21 protein-coding genes and 1 pseudogene are annotated in these 19,060 nt (G+C 64.4%); 7 read left to right on the forward strand and 15 right to left on the reverse strand.

Going from position 1 to position 19,060, the window contains the following annotated elements; translation table 11 throughout:
* Nucleotides 1–124 precede the first annotated feature (124 nt).
* The 6 genes from QEG70_RS04900 to QEG70_RS04925 all read left to right on the forward strand — a co-directional run bounded on the left by QEG70_RS04900 (nucleotide 125) and on the right by QEG70_RS04925 (nucleotide 5,696).
* Nucleotides 125–1,144 (forward strand): aspartate-semialdehyde dehydrogenase, encoded by a 1,020-nt coding sequence (locus QEG70_RS04900; protein ID WP_078525753.1) that lies wholly within the window; start codon nucleotides 125–127, stop codon nucleotides 1,142–1,144.
* A gap of 243 nt (nucleotides 1,145–1,387) precedes the next feature.
* Nucleotides 1,388–1,780 carry a succinate dehydrogenase, cytochrome b556 subunit gene (gene sdhC, locus QEG70_RS04905; protein ID WP_308719647.1) on the forward strand — a complete coding sequence of 131 codons (393 nt, stop codon included), beginning with the start codon at nucleotides 1,388–1,390 and terminating at the stop codon, nucleotides 1,778–1,780.
* Nucleotides 1,781–1,782: 2 nt separating this feature from the next.
* Complete coding sequence (sdhD, locus tag QEG70_RS04910) at nucleotides 1,783–2,214, forward strand: succinate dehydrogenase, hydrophobic membrane anchor protein (protein WP_061274364.1); 432 nt, start codon at nucleotides 1,783–1,785, stop codon at nucleotides 2,212–2,214.
* Nucleotides 2,215–2,312: 98 nt separating this feature from the next.
* On the forward strand, nucleotides 2,313–4,124 hold the full coding sequence (sdhA, locus tag QEG70_RS04915; protein WP_078525750.1) for a succinate dehydrogenase flavoprotein subunit: 1,812 nt from the start codon (nucleotides 2,313–2,315) through the stop codon (nucleotides 4,122–4,124).
* 26 nt (nucleotides 4,125–4,150) lie between these two features.
* A complete protein-coding gene (locus tag QEG70_RS04920; RefSeq protein WP_130731862.1) occupies nucleotides 4,151–4,933 on the forward strand; it encodes a succinate dehydrogenase iron-sulfur subunit in 783 nt (260 codons plus the stop codon).
* A gap of 97 nt (nucleotides 4,934–5,030) precedes the next feature.
* A complete protein-coding gene (locus QEG70_RS04925) occupies nucleotides 5,031–5,696 on the forward strand; it encodes a fused DSP-PTPase phosphatase/NAD kinase-like protein (RefSeq protein ID WP_308719648.1) in 666 nt (221 codons plus the stop codon).
* A 7-nt stretch (nucleotides 5,697–5,703) separates the two neighbouring features.
* On the opposite strand, the gene QEG70_RS04930 is transcribed toward QEG70_RS04925, so the two are convergent.
* The 5 genes from QEG70_RS04930 to QEG70_RS04950 all read right to left on the reverse strand — a co-directional run bounded on the left by QEG70_RS04930 (nucleotide 5,704) and on the right by QEG70_RS04950 (nucleotide 9,810).
* Nucleotides 5,704–6,168, reverse strand: coding sequence for a helix-turn-helix domain-containing protein (locus tag QEG70_RS04930; protein ID WP_308719649.1), 465 nt, complete (start codon nucleotides 6,166–6,168; stop codon nucleotides 5,704–5,706).
* Nucleotides 6,169–6,424: 256 nt separating this feature from the next.
* Entirely contained in the window at nucleotides 6,425–7,978 is a 1,554-nt protein-coding gene (gene lnt, locus QEG70_RS04935; protein ID WP_308719650.1) for an apolipoprotein N-acyltransferase, read from the reverse strand.
* Nucleotides 7,979–8,014: 36 nt separating this feature from the next.
* Complete coding sequence (locus tag QEG70_RS04940) at nucleotides 8,015–8,860, reverse strand: GNAT family N-acetyltransferase (protein WP_130732130.1); 846 nt, start codon at nucleotides 8,858–8,860, stop codon at nucleotides 8,015–8,017.
* Nucleotides 8,857–9,348, reverse strand: coding sequence for a Fur family transcriptional regulator (locus tag QEG70_RS04945; protein ID WP_308719651.1), 492 nt, complete (start codon nucleotides 9,346–9,348; stop codon nucleotides 8,857–8,859). The genes QEG70_RS04940 and QEG70_RS04945 overlap by 4 nt, the downstream gene beginning before the upstream one ends.
* A 57-nt stretch (nucleotides 9,349–9,405) precedes the next feature.
* Nucleotides 9,406–9,810 carry a Ros/MucR family transcriptional regulator gene (locus tag QEG70_RS04950; RefSeq protein ID WP_308719652.1) on the reverse strand — a complete coding sequence of 135 codons (405 nt, stop codon included), beginning with the start codon at nucleotides 9,808–9,810 and terminating at the stop codon, nucleotides 9,406–9,408.
* 93 nt (nucleotides 9,811–9,903) lie between these two features.
* Between QEG70_RS04950 and QEG70_RS04955 the strand changes: the two genes are divergently transcribed.
* Nucleotides 9,904–10,152: a sulfurtransferase TusA family protein gene (locus QEG70_RS04955; RefSeq protein WP_061274383.1), complete on the forward strand. Its 249-nt coding sequence runs from the start codon at nucleotides 9,904–9,906 to the stop codon at nucleotides 10,150–10,152.
* Here the strand turns inward: QEG70_RS04955 and rimI are convergent.
* The 10 genes and pseudogenes from rimI to prfB form a co-directional block, all read right to left on the reverse strand.
* Nucleotides 10,133–10,576: a ribosomal protein S18-alanine N-acetyltransferase gene (rimI, locus tag QEG70_RS04960; protein WP_308719653.1), complete on the reverse strand. Its 444-nt coding sequence runs from the start codon at nucleotides 10,574–10,576 to the stop codon at nucleotides 10,133–10,135. The two genes, QEG70_RS04955 and rimI, sit on opposite strands and share 20 nt — an antisense overlap.
* Nucleotides 10,573–11,283, reverse strand: a complete 711-nt coding sequence (gene tsaB / locus QEG70_RS04965; RefSeq protein ID WP_308719654.1) for a tRNA (adenosine(37)-N6)-threonylcarbamoyltransferase complex dimerization subunit type 1 TsaB — start codon at nucleotides 11,281–11,283, stop codon at nucleotides 10,573–10,575. Before tsaB ends, rimI begins: the two co-directional genes overlap by 4 nt.
* A gap of 3 nt (nucleotides 11,284–11,286) precedes the next feature.
* Nucleotides 11,287–11,871 carry a malonic semialdehyde reductase gene (locus tag QEG70_RS04970; RefSeq protein ID WP_308719655.1) on the reverse strand — a complete coding sequence of 195 codons (585 nt, stop codon included), beginning with the start codon at nucleotides 11,869–11,871 and terminating at the stop codon, nucleotides 11,287–11,289.
* Between the two features lie 35 nt (nucleotides 11,872–11,906).
* Nucleotides 11,907–12,470 (reverse strand): NifU family protein, encoded by a 564-nt coding sequence (locus QEG70_RS04975; RefSeq protein ID WP_308719656.1) that lies wholly within the window; start codon nucleotides 12,468–12,470, stop codon nucleotides 11,907–11,909.
* A gap of 132 nt (nucleotides 12,471–12,602) precedes the next feature.
* Entirely contained in the window at nucleotides 12,603–13,874 is a 1,272-nt protein-coding gene (locus tag QEG70_RS04980; protein ID WP_308719860.1) for an ATP-binding protein, read from the reverse strand.
* A gap of 101 nt (nucleotides 13,875–13,975) precedes the next feature.
* Nucleotides 13,976–14,749 (reverse strand): response regulator, encoded by a 774-nt coding sequence (locus tag QEG70_RS04985; protein ID WP_308719657.1) that lies wholly within the window; start codon nucleotides 14,747–14,749, stop codon nucleotides 13,976–13,978.
* Nucleotides 14,750–15,020: 271 nt separating this feature from the next.
* A pseudogene (locus tag QEG70_RS04990) lies at nucleotides 15,021–16,329 on the reverse strand (tetratricopeptide repeat protein).
* 112 nt (nucleotides 16,330–16,441) lie between these two features.
* A complete protein-coding gene (locus QEG70_RS04995) occupies nucleotides 16,442–17,209 on the reverse strand; it encodes a MotA/TolQ/ExbB proton channel family protein (RefSeq protein ID WP_308719658.1) in 768 nt (255 codons plus the stop codon).
* A gap of 108 nt (nucleotides 17,210–17,317) precedes the next feature.
* Nucleotides 17,318–17,647 (reverse strand): hypothetical protein, encoded by a 330-nt coding sequence (locus tag QEG70_RS05000; RefSeq protein ID WP_308719659.1) that lies wholly within the window; start codon nucleotides 17,645–17,647, stop codon nucleotides 17,318–17,320.
* A gap of 219 nt (nucleotides 17,648–17,866) precedes the next feature.
* A protein-coding gene (gene prfB, locus QEG70_RS05005; protein WP_159261277.1) for a peptide chain release factor 2 occupies nucleotides 17,867–18,998 on the reverse strand; the annotation gives its coding sequence in 2 pieces (ribosomal slippage) (nucleotides 17,867–18,928 and nucleotides 18,930–18,998; 1,131 coding nt in all).
* Nucleotides 18,999–19,060: the final 62 nt, after the last annotated feature.

Raw genomic sequence — 19,060 nt, forward strand, 5'->3', positions numbered from 1 at the left:
CCTCCGTTTGCGGCGGCACAGGTTGCTTGCACGTTGGCGGCGCAGGCTCTAGGTGTCCCTACAGTGACGGAAAACGGCCCGTTCCGTGCGAATGGACCGGCATGACAGGACAGGAAAGACGATTATGGGTTACCGCGTTGCGGTGGTGGGCGCCACCGGTGCTGTGGGGCGCGAAATCCTCAAGACTCTGGCCGAGCGCCAGTTCCCTGTGGATGAGATCGTGGCCCTCGCTTCCGCCCGCTCGGCGGGCAAGGAAGTCTCGTTTGGCGATAAAAAGGTGCTCAAGGTGCAGAACCTCGAGACCTTCGACTTCACCGGCTGGGATGTGGCCCTCTTCTCGCCCGGCGGCGCGGTCTCGGCCGTGCATGCGCCGCGCGCGGCCAAGGCGGGCTGCATCGTGATCGACAACACATCCCACTTCCGCATGGAACCCGATGTGCCGCTCGTGGTGCCCGAGGTCAATCCCAACGATGTGAAGAAGGCAAAGCGCGGCATCATTGCCAACCCGAACTGCTCGACCATCCAGATGGTGGTGGCGCTCAAACCGCTGCACGACCTGTTCACAATCAGGCGCGTGGTGGTGGCCACCTACCAGGCGGTTGCGGGGGCTGGCAAGAGCGGCATGGACGAGCTGTTCAACCAGGCGCGTGGCAGCCTTGTGGGCGACCCGCTCAAGGCCGAGCAGTTCACCAAGCAGATCGCGTTCAACTGCATTCCCCACATCGACCGTTTCATGGATGACGGCGCGACGAAGGAAGAGTGGAAGATGACGGTCGAGACCCGCAAGATCCTCGACCCCGACATCGCGGTTTTCGCCACCTGCGTGCGGGTGCCGGTATTCATTGGCCATGCCGAGGCCATTACCGTGGAATTCGAGGAACCCGTTGATCTTGCACGCGCCCGCGAGGCCCTGCGCGAGGCGCCGGGCGTGGTGCTGCACGACAAGCGCGAGGATGGCGGCTACGCCACCCCGCTCGAGATCGTGGGCGAGGATGCGACCTATGTCTCGCGCCTGCGCATCGACCCCACCGTGCCCAACGGACTCGGCTTCTGGTGTGTTGCCGACAACCTGCGCAAGGGCGCTGCCCTGAACGCGGTACAGATTGCCGAGACCATGGTCGCCCTCGACCTGCTCGGGCACTGAAGAACGGGCCTGTGGTGGCGGTGCAGCGCGGCTGTACCGCCACCACAGCCGGGGCCGGGTCTCTCAACCTCGTGTTCCCCGCCTGCGTTGACCCCGCCCGCCGCGCGGCGTAGGACCGAATTCAGACAAGGCGACGGAACAAACCGAAGCCATAACAGGGAAATTGACGAGACGACCATGCAGGATGTCCGTGATGCGCTCTATGTAGGGCAGCGAAGCGACGGAACTCTGACCAGGCGGCCTATGTCCCCACACCTCCAGGTCTACCGCTTCCGTCTTTCCATGTTCCTTTCAATCGCGAACCGCGCCGCCGGTGTCGCCGCCGCAGGCGGTTCGGCACTTGGCCTGTGCTGGATCAGCGCGGCGGCAAAGGGACCCAAATCTTTCAAAAAGGTCCAGAAAGTGACCGGCAACCCGCTTGGCCAGATGCTGATGGCAGGCTGGGCGCTGGCTCTGGTCTACCACTTCGTGGCGGGGCTGCGCCATCTGGCGTGGGATAGCGGGTATCGATTCTCCAAAAAGGAAATCAACGAGGATGGTCCGGTTGCCGTGGGTGTCACGGTCGGCACCACGCTCGCACTCGTCTCCGGTATCGTTGGCGTTGCGATCTGTCGCTCCCGCAAGAAGGCATCCTGACCATGAGCAATCCAAAGAAGCCACATGTCACGGTCATGCGCTCGCAGCTTTCACGCGCGCGCGGCCTGGGTTCGGGGCAGGCTGGCGTGGGCCACTGGTGGGCCGAGCGCGCCTCGGCGGTGGCCCTCGTGCCGCTGTCGGGCTGGTTCGTGATCCAGGTGTTCCGCCTTGCTGGCGCATCACAGCCGGAAGTGGCAAAGTGGGGGGCACGCCCCTTCAACACCACCATGATGCTGTCGCTGGTGATCCTGACCTTCTATCACACCCAGCTCGGGCTGCAGGTCATCATTGATGACTACGTGCATGGCAAGGCGCACCTGCCTGCCGGCCTGCTGATGAAGGGGATCGTCTTCCTTCTGGGTCTGTTCGGCGCCGTTTCGGTCCTGAAGCTGGCACTGGCCGGCAGCAGCCGGAGCACGATTGCCGCGGGCTGAAGCCCCGCGCCATCGCCTGAGCAGATCATGACATTCGCGGACCGGCGGGCCGCACTTCCGGCTGGCCGTCCGAACGAGCATCGGGACACGTCCAAGACATGAACGCGACCACTTCACCACTCACCGGCTCCTACAGGATCGTTGACCACGCATATGACGTGGTTGTCGTAGGCGCTGGTGGCTCCGGCCTGAGGGCCACGCTGGGCATGGGGGCCGCTGGCCTCAAGACCGCCTGCGTGACCAAGGTTTTCCCCACACGCAGCCACACTGTTGCAGCCCAGGGCGGCATTGGCGCCTCGCTTGGCAACATGGCAGAGGATAACTGGCGCTGGCACATGTACGACACCGTAAAGGGGTCGGACTGGCTGGGCGACCAGGACGCCATCGAATACATGTGCCGCGAGGCCGTGCCTGCCGTGCAGGAACTCGAGCACATGGGCGTGCCGTTTTCACGCACGGAAGATGGCAAGATCTACCAGCGCCCCTTCGGTGGGCACATGCGCAACTATGGCGAGGCCCCCGTGCCCCGCGCCTGCGCCGCCGCCGACCGCACGGGCCATGCCATCCTGCACACGCTGTACCAGCAGTGCCTGAAGCATAACGTCGAATTCTTTGTCGAATACTTCGCCATCGACCTGATCATGGATGAGGAGGGCGCCTGCCGTGGTGTGATGGCCTGGTGCCTTGAAGATGGCACGCTGCACCGCTTCCGCGCGCAGAAGGTAGTTCTGGCCACCGGCGGCTATGGCCGCGCCTACCACTCATGCACCTCGGCCCATACCTGCACCGGTGATGGTGGCGGCATGGCGATCCGTGCTGGCATTCCCATGCAGGACATGGAGTTCGTGCAGTTCCACCCCACCGGCATCTTCCCCGCAGGCTGCCTGCTGACGGAAGGCTGCCGTGGCGAAGGTGGCTACCTCACCAACTCCAAGGGCGAGCGCTTCATGGAGCGGTACGCACCCACCGCGAAGGACCTTGCCTCGCGTGATGTCGTCTCGCGCGCCATGACCATCGAGATCAACGAAGGGCGTGGCTGCGGGCCGGAGAAGAACTACATCATGCTCCATCTCGAGCATCTTGGCCCCGAGATCCTGCATGAGCGCCTGCCCGGCATTTCCGAGACCGCGCGCATCTTCGCGGGCATCGACGTGACCAAGGAGCCGGTGCCGGTCCTGCCCACGGTGCATTACAACATGGGTGGCATCCCCACCAACTACCATGGCGAGGTCATCCGCCCCACGGCTGACGATGTCGATGCGGTGGTGCCCGGCCTGATGGCCGTGGGTGAAGCGGCCTGCGTGTCGGTGCATGGCGCCAACCGCCTTGGCACCAACTCGCTGCTCGACCTTGTGGTGTTTGGCCGCGCCGCCGCCCAGCGCGCCGCCGCCACCATCAAGAGCGAGGAAGTGATCCGCCCGCTGCCCGAGGGTGCCGGTGATGCCGCGATCGCGCGCTTTGACAGGCTGCGCTACGCCAAGGGCAAGACCCATGTGGCCGACATGCGCTCCAAGCTGCAGCGCACCATGCAAAAGCACGCCGCCGTGTTCCGCAACACCGAGAGCCTGGCGCAGGGTGTGGAGAAGATAAAGGAAATCTGGTCGGAACTGCCCGACATCTCGATCAACGACCGTTCGCTGATCTGGAACAGTGACCTGATGGAAGCGCTCGAGTTCGAGAACCTGCTCGCCAACGCCACCGTGACCATGGCTGGCGCCGATGCCCGCCACGAAAGCCGCGGCGCGCAGGCGCATGACGATTACCCCGATCGTGATGACAAGAACTGGATGAAGCACACCGTCGCCCACATGACCGACGCGGGCGATGTCACGCTGAGCTACCGCCCCGTGCACATGAAAACGCTGACCGACGATGTGCAGGTCTTCCCCCCCAAGAAGCGCGTCTACTGACGTAACGGCGGAAAAGGAACGAGACGATGGTCGAATTCAGACTGCCAAAGAACAGCACGGTGGGCAAAGGCCGCATTTTCACGGCCGCTCCCGGTGCCTCCAATGTCAAGAACTTCCGGATCTATCGCTGGAGCCCGGATGATGACAGCAACCCCGTGGTCGATACCTACGAGATCGACCTCGACAAGATCGGCCCGATGGTGCTCGATGCGCTGATCCACATCAAGAACGATGTGGACTCCACGCTCACCTTCCGCCGCTCGTGCCGCGAGGGCATCTGCGGGTCGTGCGCGATGAACATCGCGGGCGAGAACACGCTGGCCTGCCTCAAGCCCATCCGCGACATCGAGGGTGATGTTGCGATCTACCCGCTGCCGCACATGCCGGTCATCAAGGATCTGGTGCCCGACCTTGATGGCGCCTATGCCCAGCTGCGCTCGATCGACCCGTGGCTGAAATCCGACACCGCGCCGCCGCCCGATTCCGAGCGCCGCCAGAGCATCGAGGAACGCGCCGAGCTTGATGGCATGTGGGAGTGCATCCTGTGCTTCTGCTGCTCCACCTCGTGCCCGTCCTACTGGTGGAATGGCGATCGCTACCTCGGCCCGGCAACGCTGCTGGCAGCCTATCGCTGGATTGCCGACAGCCGCGACGAGCATGCGGGCGACCGGCTTGATGCGCTGGAAGATCCGCTCAAGCTCTATGCCTGCCGCACGATCATGAACTGCACCCAGACCTGCCCCAAGGGCCTGAACCCCGCCAAGGCGATTGGCCGGATCAAGGAACTGCAGCTCGAACGCAAGGCGTAAGCGGCCTTCTGTTTCATTCGTGATTGACGCGGAAAGCGCTGGATGTGAAAAATCCAGCGCTTTTTTCGTCTCCACCCGTTTGAAAGGACTAAGGCCGGTGTTTGAGGGAAACCTGTCCACCCCCGCTGGCCGGAGCCGCGCATGGATCGACAGCCTGTTTGTTGACCATGCCATCCTGCGCCAGACCTGGACCAACTTCCGCACGGTCATTCCCGGCCGGGTCTATCGCTGCAACCACCCGACCCCGTGGCGCCTGCGCCTGGCCACGCGCAGGCTGGGCCTGAAAACGCTGGTCAACCTGCGCGGCCACCGCAAATGCGGCTCCGATGCGCTATCACGCGAGGCGGCGCATGCCCTTGGGCTGCGCCATATCGACATGGCGTTTGAAAGCCGCAACGCCCCCCACCGCGACCGCATCGAACGCTTCGAGCGCATCTACCGCGATGATATCCGCTTTCCCATGCTCATGCACTGCAAGTCAGGCGCTGACCGCACCGGACTTGCAGCCGGGCTGGTCATCCTGTTCGAAGGTGGCACGGCGCAGCAGGCGCTGCGCCAGCTTTCATGGAAGAACGGGCATTTCAATTCATCACGCACCGGCGTGCTCGACGCCTTCTTCCTGCGCTATCAGGCGGAAGCGGAAGGGCGCATGCCCTTCATGGACTGGGTGCGCACGGAATATGACGAAGACCGCCTGCGCCATGACTTCCGCGCAGGCAAAATCGCCTCCTTCATGACCGATCAGGTATTGCGGCGGGAATAGGTGGCCCTTACGCGCCCATGGAGCGCACAAGGTCGAGCACGCGGCGGCGCGTGCCGCTATCCTCGATGCCGTAATAGGCGCGCACCAGGTCGATCGTCTCGCGGCGCGACAGCAGGGCGAGATCATCGACGGGCGTCTCCGCCCTGCCCTCTTCCTTCACGCCAGCAATCGGGGCCACGCAGGCTGTGGACTCGGCCATGCCTGCGGCTTCACCCACCACATCCGCGTCCTGCTCCATGCCACGATCGGGCAGGCCATCAAAAAAGAAGGCCACCGGCACATCGAGCACGCAGGCAAGGTCATATAGTCGCGATGCGCCAACACGGTTGCGACCGCGCTCGTATTTCTGCACCTGCTGGAATGTGAGGCCAAGGGCATTGCCCAACCGCTCCTGTGACATGCCAAGCAGGGTACGGCGCAGGCGGATACGGTTGCCAACATGCACATCCACCGGGTTGGACGCAGCAGACATTTTCCCGATCACAGTAATAGCCTTACCTTTCCTGTCTCACACGGTGCAAACCGCTGGAACGTGCAGATACCCACCATAGGATGGTCGGGCATTAATCTTTTTTAAAGCAAGCCCGACTACAATACATACGCTATTTCCTGCGCTGTCTGCGCCCAAACAGGGCAGGCATGCATAAAACTTCCCCACCGCGACAGGCGGCGGAAAATTAGGAAAATATTCATGCATTTTGAATGCATAAATAAAGAATGGGTTTATCCTAAAGAGGTATTCCAGAACCTTCTTTAAACCCTGACCGCCGCCACAACAACCCGGCAAGCCCCGTTGCCCCAACCAGAAACAGGGGCACCAGGCGGCCATAATGACCAAAAAACGTGCCGGGCAGCGCATCAGGCAACGCATGGACCAGCACGCCCTGCCGGTCCCATCCCAGCCGGGCCAGTTCGTGGCCGCGCCCGTCAAAAATGGCTGAAATGCCGGTATTGGCAGCGCGCGCCACCGGCAGGCCCTCCTCCACCGCGCGGATGCGCACGGCGGCAAGGTGCTGGCGGGGGCCGGCGCTGTTGCCATACCAGGCGTCATTGGTGCTGTTGAGCAGCCAAGTAGGGCGGTCATGCGGGTCAACTACCTGCCCCGAAAAAATCACCTCGTAGCAGATCAGCGGCCCCACCGGGGCAACACCCGGCAGGTGCCAGGTCTGCACGCCGGGGCCGGGGGTCAGCCCATCTCCCGGCACGACATGAAAAGGCAGGAACGCGGGCTGGTATTCGCCAAACGGCACCAGATGCGCCTTGTCATAGGGGGGGGCGGGCTGGCCATCAGGCAGCAGGGCCACCATGCTGTTGCGCCAGTGCCTGTCCGCCTCCAGCCAGCGCAGCGTGCCGATTACACCCGCTGCCGCCCCCTGCCCCGCCCGCATGATCATGGGGCGCGCGATATCATCTTCCAAAAGCAGGCCGGGAAAGGCCGATTCCGGCCACGCAAACACCACCGGCCTGCCATCCGCCTCGCGCAGGCCCGCCTGCACGCCCGCATGCGTCAGCTCCAGATAGCGCCGGAACACCGCCACATCGGAGTCGCGTGATATTTTCTCGGTCTCGGGCACGTTGCCCTGCACCAGCACCACCTCGGGATTATGGCCATAGGTGTCATGGATGCTGGCAATGCGCAGCGCGCCACTAGCCACCCATGCCACCAGCACACCCGCGCAGGCCAGGCGCCCCGTGCGGCCATAAAGCGGCGCAAGCGCGAGCAGGCAGGTCAGCAGTGTCAGCCCGTCCACCCCGATCCATGCGGCGGGCTGGAGCATGATGTCCCCTGCAAGACCCGGAAACGCCCACACGCTGCCGGGCGGATTCCACGGGAAGCCACTGAACACGTAAACCCGCGCCATGTCCGTCAGCGTCCACAACGCCGCCAGCACCACCAGCCGCCCGGTGCCGCGCGGCACAAGGCGGCTCACCCCGGCCGAGAACGCGCTGAGCGGTGCCAGAATGACCGCGCAGCCCGGCGAGGCCAGTGGCACCAGCCACCAGAAATCATCTGCCCGGATCAGGATGGCATACATGAGCCAGTACAGGCCCACGGTGTACAGCCCCATGGCGAACATGAAGCCCCGCCGCGCGGCCTCTTTCCAGCCAGCCGCCTGATCAATGGCCAGCGCCAGCAGGCAGAAGGCCACCGGCAGCACCACGACCGCATGCACGGGCGGAAAGCCCAGCGCGTACAGCCCGCCCGCCAGCACCATGACAAGGTCCGCGCGCCATCCATGCTGGCGCGACAGCCTCATATACAGATCAAGAAGGAAGTTCATGCAGCGCCGCGACCCGCGCCGTGGGGGCGGACGCGCCTAGTCCAGCGCGTCACGCAGGCGGCGCTCGTAATGGCGGTAATACTTGTCAGCGAGCAGTTCGCTCTTGACGAGCACGGCCACATCAATGGTGTTGAACTGTTCATCAATCACCGCGCCATCACCCACATAGCCCCCAAGCCGCAGGTAACCCTTGATCAGGGGCGGCAGGCGCGCGAGCGAGCGGCGATGGTCGAGGGTCTGCGGGTCGGAGCGCAGCATTTCCACCCGGCGCTCCGGCACGGCGCTGATGCGCAGCGCGGGCGGGGCAAGGTGGTTGTGATACAGGTAGGTCAGTTCATCGGACAGCGCATCGGGGTTGGTGCCCGGCAGGCTCGCGCAGCCGAACAGCACGTCAATGCGATGCAGGAAAATGTAAGAGGCAATGCCGCGCCACAGCAGTTGCATGGCCGCGCGACCGCGATAGTTCTGGTCCACGCACGACCGCCCCACCTCAAGCAGCCGACCGGGAAACTCGGTCAGGCGCGAGATGTCGTATTCGCCCGATGTATAGAATTTGCCCAGCTTCTTCGCGGCATCGCCCTGCATGAGCCGATAGGTGCCCACAACGCCCTTCGCACCCGATGAGATGGCATGGTCGATCACCAGAAGGTGATCGGCATATTCATCGAATTCGTCCACGTCCCGCTTCAGCCGGGCGGTACGGGAATCGGGGCGAGCACCCATTTCCTCATAGAACACACGGTAGCGCAGCGCCTGGGCGGCATCGCGCTCTTCATCCGTCGCGGCGATCCTGACGCCAAGGTTTCCCCCCCGCAATTCGGGGAAACCGTTGCGCTCGAGGTCCAGAGTGGAAAGGGACTGTATGGTTTTCTCGATACTCAAGGCCGTGACCCGCCCTTCTGCTCCGTTTGCACCGTATGGTCCGTCTGTTCTTGTGCCACGTCGGGCAGCCTGCGCGCAAACAGTTCCAGCCGATGGGACACCAGCTCGAACCCGAGGGAAGCCGTGATCTGACGCAGCAGTTCGGCATGGGCGGCATGGGTGAACTCAACAACCTGCCCGCTTTCCACGTCGATCAGGTGGTAGTGGTCACCTTCCTCCGTGGCCTCGTAGCGCGCGCGGCCACCGCCAAAGTCACGGCGTTCGAGAATGCCGTTTTCTTCCAGCAGGCGAACGGTGCGGTACACCGTGGCAACCGATATGCGCCCGTCAAGTGCGGAGGCACGGCGGTAGAGTTCCTCCACATCCGGGTGGTCATGGGCCTCGGACAGCACGCGCGCGATGACACGGCGCTGGCCCGTCATCTTCAGGCCGCGCTCCATGCACATGCGCTCGATGCGCGTCAGTAATCCGTTACGATCTGTTGCCATACCTATGGACGTAGCCGATCAGGCCGATACCTGTCCATATGACCACCCGGCACGGAGTCAGTCCTCGCGTTTCGTGCCGAGCCCGATCTGGCGGGCCAGGGTGGAGCGGTGGCTGGCGTAGCTTGGCGCCACCATGGGGTAGTCATGCGGCAGGCCCCAGCGCTCGCGATATTCATCGGGCGTCATGTTATAGGCGGTCTTGAGGTGCCGCTTGAGCATCTTGAGCTTCTTCCCGTCCTCGAGGCAGACGATGTAGTCGGGGAAGACGGACTTCTTGAGCGGCACCGCGGGCACCGGCTTCTCGGGCACGGGCTCGGCACGCCCGAGGGAGGCAACAGCCTCATAGACCTGATGAATCAGACCGGGAAGGGTCTCCGCGTCGATTTCATTGCGCGAGACATATGCCGAAACGATTTCGGCAGCGAGTTCGCGCACTTCAACTTCTGCCGCTGCATCAGCCATTAATCTGATCCTGTCACTCTGGAATAATGATGCATCCTATATAAATAATTCCAGAAGGATCGCAACCGGTCACAACAGAGGTTTCATGGTAATATGTCTGATATAGAAATGGTCAAACTGGATATCACCCATGAAGTGTGCCCCATGACTTTCGTGCACACGCGTCTGGCCCTTGACAGACTTCCAGCCGGGGAAAAACTGCTTGTCCGCCTGCGTGGAGCGGGTCCGCTGGACAATGTTTCGCGCAGTCTGAAGCTGCTTGGTCATGTCGTGGAAGAAATACAGACAGAAACAGATGGCATAACCCACCGGCTGACCGTGCTCAAATCTCCCGCTTCATGACACACGCATCGGTGCCATCGGGGTAATAGCGCCGCCGCACCCCCACCACAGCGAATCCCGCCGCATGGTACAGCCCCAGTGCGGCCACGTTGTCATCCGCCACCTCCAGGAACATATGGGCCGCCCCAGCCCGCACGGCCTCTTTGACGCACCGCGCCAGCAGGTCGCGCCCGATGCCCTGCCCCTGCCAGGCAGGGTCCACGGCAAAGGTCAGGATCTCGGCTTCATCAAACAGGGCGCGCGCCATGATGAAACCAGCCGTGGGGGGAACATTTTTACCCTGCGCAAACAGCACGAACACACCGGGCATGGCCAGCAGGGCCGCCATGGCCTGCGCGTCCCACCGGTGCACGGGGGTGAAAGCGGCCGCGTGAATGCGGGCCAGCAGCGCGGCCTGCCCTGTCAGCGCGGCGGCGTCCGTCATGGGGTAACGGGGGCTGGCCGCAGGCCCGCAGCCGGCAGCCGGGCTTCCGGCGCATCGACATAAAGCGGCTGGGCCGCGCGGGGGGGCAGACGCCCATGCAGGCGCAGCAGGGCGGCAACCGCAATGGCCTGCGGGTCGGGTGGCGCATCGGGCAGCAGGTGCATGTCACCTCGCGGACCTGCAGCCTCCATGATGGCCTGCGCCCCGTTGCCTGCCAGCAGCAGGGGGCCTGGCGGCAGGTCGAGCGCATCAAGCATGCAGGCGCGGACCTGCCCAAGCGCTGACGGCGCGCCTGGCGTTTCAATAAATACGCGGCCCCGACGGGCCATGGTGCAATGCAGGGCCGTAGCCCCCAGCGCGTCGGCGGCGGCATGCAGGGCCGGGGCCATGACCTCGCCCCCGGTCACGCCCACCACCGTGCAACCCGCACCCGCCGCCAGCCCGTGCGCAAATGCAAGCGAGGCCCGCAGCCCCGTAAACGACCCCGGCCCCACCACCACGCCTGCAAGGTCAGGCATGGCATGGCTCCAGCCACACTGTGCGAACAGTTCGGTGGCCAGCAGCGGAAACTGCTCGGCAGCGCCACGCCCGGTGGCGATACGGGTGGCAAGAAGTGCGGGCAGGCCCGCCGCATCGGCGCTCAGGCAGGCAATCAGAGCCTGTGCCTGCGCCCCGGTCGCGGCACCATCCATGACCAGAATGCGCATGGGTCAGACAATCACGCAGGCATCATCAAAGCCCAGGCGCGGCGCGCGCGGCGTGGGCGGCGGCCCGTCGCTATAGCCAAGGCAGAGCAGGAAATTGGCCTGCCAGCCCTGATTGGCCAGGAAGGCGTCTTCCACCATGGCGGCATCGAAGCCTGAAAGCGGCAACGCCGACAGGCCCAGCGCGCGGGCGGCCATGATCATGTAGCCGCCTTCCAGCGTGCCGTTGCGCTGGGCGGTTTCCTCGGCCAGGCCCACATCGGCGGCGAACCACTGGCGCACATGGGCCTGCGGGTTCAGCGTATCCATGCGCTCGAAGAACAGCGGGTCATGCGCCACGATCACCGTGACCGGCGCGGTCATCATGCGCTGCACGTTGCCCGCCGAGAGTGCCGGGCGCAGGCTCTCGCGCGCGCCCTCCGTGGTCAGGAACACGAAGCGGGCAGGACAGCAGTTGCCCGATGTCGGCCCAAGGCGCACCAGATCATAAAGCTGGCGCAGCGTATCGGTGCCGACGGGCCGGTCATTCCACGCCACCGGCGTGCGTGCATTACGGAACAGAAGATCAAGCCCAGCGTCATCAAGCGCCATGAAACATTCCCAAGCTTACGCGCAAGACCTGCCGATCAGGCCTCTACCTGCTCCACCGATACCACTTCCGGCACGTAATGGCGCAGCATGTTCTCGACCCCGTGCTTGAGGGTGGCGCGTGATGACGGGCAGCCCGAGCACGCACCCTGCATGGTCAAGCGCACCACGCCATCGCGGTAGCCACGGAAGACGATGTCACCGCCATCACCCGCCACGGCGGGGCGCACGCGGGTGTCGAGCAGTTCCTTGATCTGCTGCACGATTTCCTCATCCCCCGGCGCGATCAGGTCTTCAACCACCACGGCCTCGCTTTCCACCACGGGCTGTTCGGTGGCAAGGTAATCGGCCAGCACCGAGAGCACCTGCGGGCGCAGGGCCTCCCACTCGGTGGCATCGGCGCGGGTCACGGCCACGAAGTCATTGCCAAAGAAGACGCGGGCCACGCCATCAAGGTCGAACAGCAGCTCGGCCAGGCGCGAGCGGCCCGCCACGGAATCGGGGCTGATGAAGTCAGCCGTCGCCCCGCTGGCCATGATCTCGCGCCCGGGCAGGAACTTCAGGGTGGCGGGATTGGGTGTGTCTTCCGTTTCGATGAACATTGCTCGGTCTTCCAGACATGACGGGAAAGGGGGGACAGGCAAAAGTACTTCCCGGGTCCTGTTATATGATCGACCCGCGCGCAAATCCAACCCCACGCACACGCACGGCGTGCATTTATGCCCAGTGGCCTATCACGGCATGCGTGGCAGGACAATTTCCGCGCACAACCCGCCCTCCAGCCGGTTGAACAACCTGAACCGCCCGCCGCCACGCGCCACCTCGCGGCTGACAATGGCCAGCCCCAGCCCCAGCCCGCCCGTGCTGCGCGAGCGCGAGCCCTCAACGCGGTAGAATGGCGTGGTCACCCGGTCGAGTTCGGCCTCGGGCAGGCCGGGGCCGTTATCCTCCACGCGGATGCACAAAGCATCCTCCATCAGCGTCAGGCTGACATGGGCGTTGCCGCCATAGTTCACGGCATTGTCAATCAGGTTGCCCACCACGCGCTTGAGCGCCAGCGGGCGGACCATGGCCTGCGCCTGGTCCGGGCCATCATAGGTCACGTTCCGGCCCTGATCGGCCTCGTCATCCACGCGCGTGGCCAGAATGGAGGCCACATTGACCGAACGCGCGGGCTCGGGGTCCTTCTCGCCCGAAAGATAGGCCAGCACGCCGGTAATCATGGCCTCCATCTCGGTCACGTCGGCCTCGATCTCCTTCTGCGCGTTCGTATCCTCCAGAAAACCCGCGCGCAGGCGCAGGCGGGCGAGCGGGGTGCGCAGGTCGTGCGATACGGCGGCCAGCGCCTCGGTGCGGTCGGCGATCAGGCGGTTGATGCGCTCCTGCATGGCGTTGATGGCGCGGGCGAGATAGCGCACCTCACGCGGGCCCTTGTCGGCCAGAGGCACCCACCGGCCAGACCCCACCGTATCGGCCACATCGGCCAGGGCGCGCAGCGGCATACTCAGCGCGCGCACCAGCATGCCGGTCGCCCCGATGACGGCACCCGCAAGGATGGCCGCCGAGACGAGGCCGCGGCGCATATGGTGCGGCTCAAGAATATCGGGGGCGAGGAAGCCCATGTAGCTGCCATCGGGCAGGCGCAGCGTGCCGCGCACATCCGCCGTGCCCATGATGGTGCCTGCAAGGTTGAGCGCATCGCCCTGCAGCACCGGCAGCGTGCCCGCCAGCCGGTCATGCAGCTTGCGCAGCGAGGGCGGCTCGACCTTGAGCGCGCCCTGCTGGCCCTGGGTGCGCCAGTCCACCGTAAGATCACTGGTGGAGAGCATGGCGGCGAGCACCATGCGCTGCGAGGTGGGCGTTGCCGCCAGCACGCGCGCGTCGATCACCAGCCGCTCGCCCACCTGTTCAAGCTGGGCGTCATCTATGGTGTAGGTCTCGGCCTCCTCATAGAAAACCGAGCTGCCCACGAACACGAGCGCCACCGCAACCAGCAGCACGAACATGACGCGCCCGACCAGCCCGCGCGGCCATAGCGTGATGCGCCGTGCAACCTGTGGCGCGCGCGCGGCCTGTGCGCTTCCCTGCCCTGCCACGGCGCGCGGCCTCAGACCCGCTCCACTTCGGCAGTGAAGATATAGCCCATGCCGCGCACGGTGCGGATCAGCCCATCCGAATCCGGCCCAAGCTTGCGCCGCAGGCGGCTGACCAGCACATCCACGCTGCGGTCGGACACATCGCCCAGCCGCGTGCGTGACAGCTCCAGCAGCCGGTCACGCCCGATCACGCGCTGCGGGTTGTCAAGGAAGCTGGTGAGCAGGTCATGCTCCGCCCCCGAAATCTCGACCGCCATGCCCGAGGGATCGGTCAGTTCACGCCGCCGCAGGTCGAGCATCCAGCCGCCGAAGCGCACGGTTTCCTTGCGCTGCCGCCCGGCACTTGGTGTGGTCACGCCACCCCCACGCCTGCGCAGCACCGCGCGCACCCGGGCGAGCAGTTCCTTCTGGCCAAAGGGCTTGGGCACGTAGTCATCCGCACCGAGTTCGAGGCCCTGCACGCGGTCAAGCTCCTCGCCACGGGCGGAAACGATGATGACCGGTACCTCCGTCAACGGAGCCTCGCCCGGCACCGAGGGATCAGCCTGCACGCGCAGGCTGCGGCACAGGTCCAGCCCGTTGGTGCCGGGCAGCATCACGTCAAGGATGATGAGGTCGGCTGCCTGCGCCTTGAGCGCATCCCACATTTCAGGCCCATCCTGCACGCCGCGCACGCGGTAGCCATCGCCCTGCAGGGCGCGGACGATCAGGGTGCGCATGCCGGGATCGTCTTCCACCACGAGGATGCGGGCGGGCAGATCGGCTGTGGCGGGTATCTGTGTCATTCTCTTGGCCATGTTCCGGTTCAGGGGCAAGGCGGAATGCCCTTACATGCAACATTACCCAGCATAACCAACGTGCGGCATGCGGATAAGGCCATCGATCATATCATAAAATGTCTGCCACACATGCAAACGGGGCGCCGGATGACCCGGCGCCCCGTCTGGCAGACAAGCTGCAAAAGATAAGAAGTTTCCGGGTGCCGCCTTTTTTTAAAAAGGCGGCATCTTTCAAAGCTTTTTGAAAAAAAGCTTCACCAGAAACTTCTGTTTGTTATCAGTGCGCGGCAGGTGCGGCATTCAGCTTGAGCACCCAGAACTGCGCGATGTCACGCGCGCCATTGGTGCCTTCCACGCTGTTGAACGTGGTAATGGCAGCCGCCTTCTGGCCCGCTGCCGCCTGCGCCAGACCATAATGCAGCCGACCGATATTGATGTCCGTCGGCCCCTTGGCCAGGCCCTGCTGCATCAGCGCCAGGCCTTTGTCAGCCTGGCCATTGAGCACGTAGTTGTAGCCTGCCGTGAGCATGGCATTGCCGGTTGCGGCCTGGCTGGCTGCCGTATCGAGGTTGGCCTTGGTGCTCTCGGCATTCTGGGCCACCATCGCCTTCAGCTTTTCGCTGCGGGGAGCCGAGGCGTCATGCCCCACCACGCCGCTGGCATAGCCCTGGTTGATGATGTCGAGCGCAAGCTGGGGCAGGCCCGCCTGCATGGCCAGTTCGGTAATGTCCATATACTCGGCCGAGGTCTTGACCAGACCGGACTCAAGGCGCACGCGGTCGATGTCAAGCCGCAGGCCCGGCGCCATGTTGGGGTTGCTCAGCACGGAATGGACCACCTGCGCCCAGTAATCGGGCTTGGGGTAGTAGGTGGCGAGCATGACGTAGGTCTTGGTCAGCGCCGCGTTGTCCTTGAGCTGCGCCTGGCAGGCGGCAAGGAGCTGGAGCTGGTTCTCGGTGGGCTTGCCGCCCGCCTTGATGGTGGCATCGATCTGGCCCTGCTGCACGCGCGCCGCGTTGGCGAAGTCATGCTGCAGGTAATAGGCCTGGATCAGGATGGTCAGCATCTGCGGGTTCTTGCCACCCGCCTTGATGTATTTCTCGCTCACCGCAACGGCGGTGGGGTAATCCTTGGCGGTGAAGGCCATGCTGCCTTCGGCAAGCGCCATCTGCTCCTTGGTGGCGGCAGGCGTGCGGGGCGAGGCGATGAGCTTGTCATAGGCCGAGATGGCGGCAGGCACGTTGCCCGACTGGGCAGCCACGGCGGCGCGCATCTGGGCAATGGTGTAGGATTCGTAATCGGACTTGCCGCTTACGGCGTCCGCTTCGTCCACATCGGCCATGGCCTGCGGGTATTTCTTGGCGGCCAGGTCGGTCTGGGCCTTCTGCAGCGCCGTGCCCACCTTCTGGCCAAGCTGGTCAGCCGCATGCGCGCCGTGCATGGGCAGGACGCCCGCCACCGGCAGCGCCATCATGACCCCGGCCAGCAGGCGGCCACGCAGCCGGAACAGCGATTTGGATGTGATGTTTTTCAACTGTGATGTCCTTCCATGAACGGGTCATGGCCCGAATGATCGGCCAGGGCATCACGATGGACCCGTGCGGCCCATCATTCAATCCGCCCCCGACCGCTGGCGCGGCGGCTCGATGGAGCCGCCGCGCCGTGACGTTGAAATCAGGTTACGCGCGGATGGCAGTCTTATTCCGCCGGATCGTGCGTTTCATGGCGGTAACCGCCGATCAGGATGGACTGCACGTCGGCCGCGAAGTTGCGCACCTCGTCCAGCGCGCCCTTGTTGCGGCGGACGAGCATGTTGTAGCCGAGCACGGCCGGCACGGCGGTGCCGAGGCCGATGGCGGTCATAATCAGCGATTCACCAACCGGGCCTGCAACCTTGTCGATCGAGGCCTGCCCCGCGATGCCGATGGCGGTCAGCGCGTGATAGATGCCCCAGACGGTGCCGAACAGACCCACGAACGGCGAGGTGGACCCCACCGTGCCGAGGAAGGCAAGGCCGCCCTGCAGGCGGTTCTGGATGAAGTCCACCGAGCGCTGGATGGACATGGTGGTCCAGGAATACAGGTCGATCGTCTCCTGCATCGTGCCTTCATGGTGCTCGGCAGCGGTGATGCCGGTATCGGCGATGTAGCGGAAGGGCGATGCGGTATCGAGCAGGGCAGCACCCTCCTTGATGTCATGCGCGGGCCAGAACTTGGCCTTCACTTCCTTCGCCGCCTTCAGCATGCGGGCCTGCTCGAGGAATTTGGTGATCATGATGTACCATGTCCCGACAGACATCACGACCATGATGATCAGCACGGTGCGGGCGATGAAGTCACCATTCGACCACAGCGCGCCCAGCCCGTAGGGATTATCGGCGGCGGCGGCGGGCGTGGCGTAGGCCAGTGCCGAAAAGGCGGTCAGCAGCGCGGCCGCCATGACTGGTTTACGATGCTGTCGGGTCATTTACCTCAAATCCTCTGACGAATAGGGCCATGCTTCTGGCCCGCAACACATTTGATGACTGTTATCTGACCAGTCCGGACGCTGAAAATCAATCCACATGTATCGTTTTCAGAACAATTCCGGCTGACGGACCCGGTTATCACGCCCGATGACCGGGGCGGGAATGACCGGAACCACCGGCGCGACCATGGCCGGGCGCACGGGCGGCGGCGCGGGGGGCACGGGTGGTGGCGGCTCGGGGATGATCCGGATCGCGAGCGGCGGCAGGGGGCGATAGGGCTCGGGAAACATGGGCTTGGCCTTGGGCCGCAGCCCATAGGCCAGCGCCGACACGACAACGACATGGACCAGCAAGATCACCCCCGCCACGCGCCAGTACGGCGTGCGCTGTCGCTGCCTGGCGGCATAATCCTTTCCCATGACTTCGTCAGACCACATGCCGCTCCTGTCCAGCCCCCTGCGCAGCACCCCGCGCGGGCCTGCCGTTCAAATTGCCCTGAGCGGAATTGGGCGTGCTCAGGGGCGCTGTGTCAAGCTTCATATGACACAGATTCGAAACAATTTTTTCTTGGCAGAACAATGCCCAACGCCCATGGCATGAAAAAACCCCGTGGCCTGGGCCACGGGGTTGCCTGCCTGCACGCCCCGGTTGTGGCGTTACTGCGCCTGGGCGCTGGCTTCCGAGCGGGTGGCCCCCACGCGGGCGGCAAGGGCTGCTGCCATGAAGTCATCGATATCGCCATCCAGAATCGCGTCCGGGTTGGTTTTCTCGACGTTGGTGCGCAGGTCCTTGACCAGCTGGTAGGGGGCCAGCACGTAGGAGCGGATCTGGTGCCCCCAGCCGATATCGGTCTTGCTGGCCTCGGTCTGGGCGGCGGCGGCCTCGCGGCGCTGGAGTTCCTGCTCGTACATCCGCGCCTTGAGCATGGTCATGGCGGTGGCGCGGTTGCGGTGCTGCGAGCGGTCGGTCTGGCACGCCACCACGATGCCGGTGGGGATGTGCGTGATGCGGATGGCCGATTCCGTCTTGTTGACGTGCTGCCCACCCGCACCCGAGGCGCGGAAGGTATCGACACGCAGGTCGGCCTCGTTGATCTCGATCTCGATCGAGTCATCAACCACCGGGTACACCCACACGGAGGCAAACGAGGTCTGCCGCCTTGCCGCGGCATCAAACGGTGAGATGCGGACCAGCCGGTGCACGCCCGCCTCGGTCTTGAGCCAGCCATAGGCGTTGGGGCCGGTGACCTGGATGGTGGCGGACTTGATGCCTGCCTGCTCGCCCTCCGAGCTTTCCATCATGGTCACCTTGTAGCCATGCTGTTCGGCCCAGCGGGTGTACATGCGCAGCAGCATCTCGGCCCAATCCTGCGCCTCGGTGCCGCCTGCGCCAGCATTGACCTCAAGGTAGCAGTCATTGCTGTCCGCCTCGCCCGAGAGCAGGCTCTCGGTCTCGCGGCGCTTGGCTTCCTCGGCCAGGGCGCGCAGGGTGCCCAGCGCCTCGGCCACCACGGCCTCGTCGCCTTCCATCTCGGCCAGTTCAACGAGTTCGATCGTGTCGTTCACATCGGCTTCAAGCCGCTGCACGCCCTCGATCTGGCTGGCCAGCATGGTGCGCTCGCGCATGAGTTTCTGCGCTGCGTCCGAATCGTTCCACAGGTCAGGGTCTTCGGCCCGGTTGTTCAGTTCCGCGAGGCGGTCAATTGCGACATCCCAGTCAAAGATGCCTCCTCAGCAGCGCCACCGACTGCTTGATCTGGTCGTTCAGGGCCTCTGTCTCGGCAGACATGGGCTTGCTCCTTGCTCAACGGTCAACAGTACGGGCATGCGCCATGGCACGCCCGGCCATAA

The sequence above is a fragment of the Komagataeibacter xylinus genome, from assembly GCF_031081985.1.
Lineage (GTDB): Bacteria > Pseudomonadota > Alphaproteobacteria > Acetobacterales > Acetobacteraceae > Komagataeibacter > Komagataeibacter xylinus_E.

Excerpts from the sequence above, each read along its gene's own strand:
- sdhC (WP_308719647.1), top strand. The coding sequence starts at position 1,388 with ATGTCCCCACACCTCCAGGTCTACCGCTTCCGTCTTTCCATGTTCCTT.
- lnt (WP_308719650.1), bottom strand. The coding sequence starts at position 7,978 with ATGAACTTCCTTCTTGATCTGTATATGAGGCTGTCGCGCCAGCATGGA.
- QEG70_RS04920 (WP_130731862.1), top strand. The coding sequence starts at position 4,151 with ATGGTCGAATTCAGACTGCCAAAGAACAGCACGGTGGGCAAAGGCCGC.
- QEG70_RS05000 (WP_308719659.1), bottom strand. The coding sequence starts at position 17,647 with ATGTGGTCTGACGAAGTCATGGGAAAGGATTATGCCGCCAGGCAGCGA.
- QEG70_RS04970 (WP_308719655.1), bottom strand. The coding sequence starts at position 11,871 with ATGGCGCTTGATGACGCTGGGCTTGATCTTCTGTTCCGTAATGCACGC.
- QEG70_RS04980 (WP_308719860.1), bottom strand. The coding sequence starts at position 13,874 with ATGTTCGTGCTGCTGGTTGCGGTGGCGCTCGTGTTCGTGGGCAGCTCG.
- sdhA (WP_078525750.1), top strand. The coding sequence starts at position 2,313 with ATGAACGCGACCACTTCACCACTCACCGGCTCCTACAGGATCGTTGAC.
- QEG70_RS04930 (WP_308719649.1), bottom strand. The coding sequence starts at position 6,168 with ATGTCTGCTGCGTCCAACCCGGTGGATGTGCATGTTGGCAACCGTATC.
- QEG70_RS04995 (WP_308719658.1), bottom strand. The coding sequence starts at position 17,209 with ATGACCCGACAGCATCGTAAACCAGTCATGGCGGCCGCGCTGCTGACC.
- QEG70_RS04900 (WP_078525753.1), top strand. The coding sequence starts at position 125 with ATGGGTTACCGCGTTGCGGTGGTGGGCGCCACCGGTGCTGTGGGGCGC.
- tsaB (WP_308719654.1), bottom strand. The coding sequence starts at position 11,283 with ATGCGCATTCTGGTCATGGATGGTGCCGCGACCGGGGCGCAGGCACAG.
- QEG70_RS04950 (WP_308719652.1), bottom strand. The coding sequence starts at position 9,810 with ATGGCTGATGCAGCGGCAGAAGTTGAAGTGCGCGAACTCGCTGCCGAA.
- QEG70_RS04945 (WP_308719651.1), bottom strand. The coding sequence starts at position 9,348 with ATGGCAACAGATCGTAACGGATTACTGACGCGCATCGAGCGCATGTGC.
- sdhD (WP_061274364.1), top strand. The coding sequence starts at position 1,783 with ATGAGCAATCCAAAGAAGCCACATGTCACGGTCATGCGCTCGCAGCTT.
- QEG70_RS04975 (WP_308719656.1), bottom strand. The coding sequence starts at position 12,470 with ATGTTCATCGAAACGGAAGACACACCCAATCCCGCCACCCTGAAGTTC.
- QEG70_RS04985 (WP_308719657.1), bottom strand. The coding sequence starts at position 14,749 with ATGACACAGATACCCGCCACAGCCGATCTGCCCGCCCGCATCCTCGTG.
- rimI (WP_308719653.1), bottom strand. The coding sequence starts at position 10,576 with ATGACGGACGCCGCCGCGCTGACAGGGCAGGCCGCGCTGCTGGCCCGC.
- QEG70_RS04955 (WP_061274383.1), top strand. The coding sequence starts at position 9,904 with ATGTCTGATATAGAAATGGTCAAACTGGATATCACCCATGAAGTGTGC.